Origin of the sequence: Nostoc cycadae WK-1, from assembly GCF_002897135.1 — a bacterium.
Lineage (GTDB): Bacteria > Cyanobacteriota > Cyanobacteriia > Cyanobacteriales > Nostocaceae > Nostoc_B.
In genome coordinates, this window is sequence record NZ_DF978435.1 from 128,829 (window position 1) to 133,020 (window position 4,192).

General features: G+C 41.4%; 4 protein-coding genes and 1 pseudogene. 3 read left to right on the forward strand and 2 right to left on the reverse strand.

What is annotated here, in order from left to right; translation table 11 throughout:
* Positions 1-540: 540 nt before the first annotated feature.
* The 3 genes from NCWK1_RS21230 (at position 541) to NCWK1_RS21240 (ending at position 3,670) form a co-directional block, all read left to right on the forward strand.
* On the forward strand, positions 541-1,155 hold the full coding sequence (locus NCWK1_RS21230; RefSeq protein ID WP_103126075.1) for a hypothetical protein: 615 nt from the start codon (positions 541-543) through the stop codon (positions 1,153-1,155).
* A 103-nt stretch (positions 1,156-1,258) separates the two neighbouring features.
* Positions 1,259-1,540, forward strand: coding sequence for a 4a-hydroxytetrahydrobiopterin dehydratase (locus NCWK1_RS21235; protein ID WP_103126076.1), 282 nt, complete (start codon positions 1,259-1,261; stop codon positions 1,538-1,540).
* 372 nt (positions 1,541-1,912) lie between these two features.
* Complete coding sequence (locus tag NCWK1_RS21240) at positions 1,913-3,670, forward strand: iron uptake porin (protein ID WP_103126077.1); 1,758 nt, start codon at positions 1,913-1,915, stop codon at positions 3,668-3,670.
* A 79-nt stretch (positions 3,671-3,749) separates the two neighbouring features.
* Here NCWK1_RS21240 and NCWK1_RS30250 read toward each other — a convergent pair whose 3' ends face one another.
* Both NCWK1_RS30250 and NCWK1_RS30255 read right to left on the reverse strand, forming a co-directional pair.
* Positions 3,750-3,929: a hypothetical protein gene (locus NCWK1_RS30250; protein WP_245894964.1), complete on the reverse strand. Its 180-nt coding sequence runs from the start codon at positions 3,927-3,929 to the stop codon at positions 3,750-3,752.
* Between the two features lie 12 nt (positions 3,930-3,941).
* Positions 3,942-4,192, reverse strand: a pseudogene (locus tag NCWK1_RS30255) (hypothetical protein); the annotation flags it as partial.

A 4,192-nucleotide genomic window follows, 5' to 3' on the forward strand; every position in this document is an offset into this window, starting at 1 on the left:
AGGTATTACCTCGTGGTAACGCTCTCTAAGATTTGATGAAATTCATCATGATCTGATTTTTCTTTAATAAATCCCCCGCCGAAAGGCGGGGGATTTATTATTTGGCTCACATTTTTCTAAAATTAATGTGTTATATTGATTCAAGGTTAAAGCCCAGAGTAATTACTCTGCCTTATTAGAACTAAGTCCGCTTAGGCAACAAGGAGGTGATGCCCATGATAGAAAGTAGTAAACGCATGGGTCATCAGGTTGCAGTTAGCCGGCTGCGCGCCGGGGCTGTTCTCTAAAGTTAGCCTTAGTTAAATTGAGAAACTCAGTTATCTCAATTAACTAGGTAAGCCTGGGAGTTCCTCCCGGCAGTCTGGTTGCAACCTGAAGACCCGCTAGACCGCTCTGATATTAGATCAACAGATCTAAATCAGAGCGGATAGTTTTTTATGGGTAATTTTGATCACAAAGGCTTATAAAATTCTTTTGAATATGTAAACTCTAGCTCTGAAGCTTTAAATAAAGTCACGATTGGTTAAAAAGTAGCAACGTATGACTACCACTACTACACCCAACGTCCAAATAGCAATCAATGCAATTTTTGAGGTTCTAGGTGAACCGAGTAATGAGTGCCAGTGTCAGGCATTAGAGCAATATAAAAATGGTAATGCGCGGGAAGCGAAAAAAACGTCCGCCAGTCATCTAAGAGATTTTTACTGTAAATGCTTAGGATTTTTAGTCAGTGCTACAGACATAAATCCTAACCTGAATAAGATTTTGTCAGCCGCAGCAAATGCAGCCGCTGATCACGCACAGATGAAAACTTTAGATGAAATTAGTGATGGTAATGCGATCGCTTTTGAATCCACCGATATAGTTGGGAGTGTCACAGAAAATATTCTCAGATTCCTCACGCCCACAAATGAACACCACGAATTAGCTCTAGCTGCCAGAAATAATTATGATGTACTCAAAGAGCTTGAGCAGAAAAATTCAGAAGATTATTTAATCAAAGCTTTGCTCTATTTAACAAAAGCTCATCCAGATTCCCCTGCACTGTTCACAATCATTGCTGAAGCTAGTACAACCGCAGCACTACATACCAGAAACTTAGCGCATCAAAAAATTACAGATGCGATCGCTTCTGCACTCACATCAGGCGCATAACGGCTTTTTAATTACCAACACTCACTGAAAAATAAAGCAGAGTTGTTTTAAGCCAGATATTTCAAATTGTGCTAACAAAAAATATAGATGAGGATTCTGAGGTATGGCACAACTACTGACCAAAGCAGAAATTCACAAACTGGCAAATAGTCTGTCGGGTTGGACTGTAGAGGGTAACAAGTTACAGACTCTACGTAAATTTAAAGATTTTGTTGCAGCAATTGAATTCGTGAATAAATTAGTGGAACCTGCTGAATCAGCGGCACATCATCCAGACATAGAAATTTCTTATAACAAAGTCAAAGTTACACTCACCACTCATGATGCAGGTGGGTTAACCCAAAAAGACTTTGACCTAGCAGCTATAATTTCTCAAATCGTTTAAAATCATTGCTTTGCCTAGCTACAACTGGGTAATCGAAACTGCTGTAGTGGCAATGAATAGGAAATTTAAATACTCTCAACCCTACTCTTGCCTAGGGAAGACAGAAATTTGATTGTGACAGTTTAGGAGGCGATCGCACATAGCTTGTCATCTGCGCCTAATGCTCTATAATAATAAGCTATAAAGGTATGTTTTTGCATAAGTTAATTACATCAATTTTTAACATTAAGTTAAGCAGATGTTGCCTTTGCAAAAACTAAAATTGTAATAGTCGCACTGTAGCTCATCAACGAAATTTCAAAAAATATCGTATTTTTGAGAAGAGGTGTTACGAAACAATTGTCTATACAAGGTGTGAGGAGAAAAGTAAAAATGTCTAATCTCTTGTGGAAATCACTCGTGGTTAGCCCGGCAGTTTTAGGAGCAACCCTACTCGTTTCAGCAACAGCGATTGCAGCTCCTAATGCCAGTGCAGAAGTTTCAACAACTGAAAAAACCGTTGCCATAGAAGTTGCCCAGCCAGAAGTTTTGGCACAAGCGGCTCCTGCTAACAACGACAGCAAAGTTTTAGACCAAGTTAACCGTTACAGCAACGAAGGCAAAACCAGCAATTCGCTGTCTCAAGTAACTTCAGTCTCCCAGTTTTCTGATGTACAACCAACAGACTGGGCATTCCAAGCATTACAGTCCTTGGTAGAGCGTTACGGTTGTATTGCTGGTTATCCCAACGGTACTTACCGTGGTAATCGCGCTCTTACCCGTTATGAATTCGCTGCTGGTTTGAACGCTTGTTTGGATCGAGTAAACGAATTGATTGCCACAGCAACAGCTGACTTAGTAACCAAACAAGATTTAGCAACTTTACAGCGGTTACAAGAAGAATTTTCCGCTGAATTAGCAACCTTGCGTGGTCGTGTAGATGCTTTAGAAGCACGCACTGCTGAATTAGAAGCTAATCAATTCTCGACCACAACCAAACTCGTTGGTGAAGCAATTTTTGCTGTTAGCGATGTATTTGGCGATCGCAGCGGTAATAACAATAACACTGTCTTCCAAGACAGAGTACGTCTAGGCTTGCAAACCAGCTTCACTGGTAGAGACGTATTGACCACTCGTTTGACAGCAAGCAACTCAAGTGCTTTTAATTTAACAGACCGTAATAATGCTTCTATCGGTAGCTCAGAAGCTACCCAAACCTTTAATGTAGGCGGTAACGATGCACGTAACAACGGCGTTGAAATAGACCGCTTAACATACGAAGCTCCTCTTGGCCCAGTTCAAGTTTACTTAGCTGCTGCTGGTGGTAAACACAGCCACTACGCTGCTGTTAATAACCCTTACTTCTTTGACAAAACCGACGGTGGTAACGGTGCATTGTCCACCTTCTCCTCCGAAAACCCAATTTACCGCATAGGTGGTGGTGCGGGTATCGCGTTCAACATACCTTTTGGCCAAGGTGGCAGCATTATCAAGCCCAGTTCTATCACCGTAGGTTACTTAGCATCGGAAGCTGATAGTCCAACTTCTGGTGAAGGTCTGTTTAACGGTAACTACTCTGCTTTAGGACAATTGAACTTTGGCATCGGCGATCGCGTAGCTGTCGCTGCTACCTACGTTCACAGTTATAATGGCGCAGGTAGTGCGTTATTTGATAACGGAGAAGGTCTGACACTAGCTGGTGGAACAACCGGCGCAGGTGTTGTAGGCACTAGCTTCGCCAATAATCTCCCCTTCTCAGCTTCAACAAATTCCTTCGGTCTGTCAGCAGCATTTAGACCCAGTGATAAACTGTCTGTAAGTGGTTTTATCTCTTACAGCGATGTCACAGGCTCTGGCGTAGGTGATGATAAAGAAGTTTGGAGCTATGGTGCTGGTATCGCACTACCTGACTTTGGTAAGAGAGGAAACGTTCTGGGTATTTTTGGTGGCGTTCAACCTTATGCTATTGGTCGAACCTCAGTATCAGGCGGTAACAACGATCTGCCATTCCAAGTAGAAGGCTTCTACAAATATCGCGTATCTGATAACATTTCCATCACTCCTGGTGTAATCTGGTTGTCTTCTCCTGGCCAGAACGACAGTAATGACGACGCGTTCATCGGTACTCTCAGAACAACCTTCACATTCTAAGAAGTTGAAAATCTTGAGATAACTTTCAAATAAAAAACCCCGCCAAGGGCGGGGTTTTTTGTTGGCGACTTATCAAGTTTTAACTTTCTTGACTATCAAAACCAGTTAAAATATCTCTAATTTCATTTGTACCAATATCTTCTCGGTCAAATTTGGCATAAATCGTGAGTAACAAAATACTTGTAGGCAACTCAAGTTGATAAATTAAGCGATATCCAGCACTTTTACCTTTTTGAATATTACTATTGCGAACTCTCACCTTATAAACAACCTACTCCTCACCAATACTCCCAATTCTGTCTCCGACAATATTTCCTTGCTGTAGTTCCTCAATAATTGGTTGTACATCAGAACGAATATTGCGAAATCTCTTTGAGAGTCTGTAAAGCTTCTGCTCAAACTCATCTGAGAACCTAATTGAAACCGGTTCATTACTCAGCATCAATCCTGTCCCATAGCTCACTAATTGGTCTAGTTTGACCCGTTTTAGCTTCAGGGCTGTTTCATTCCCTAAAACAGGTA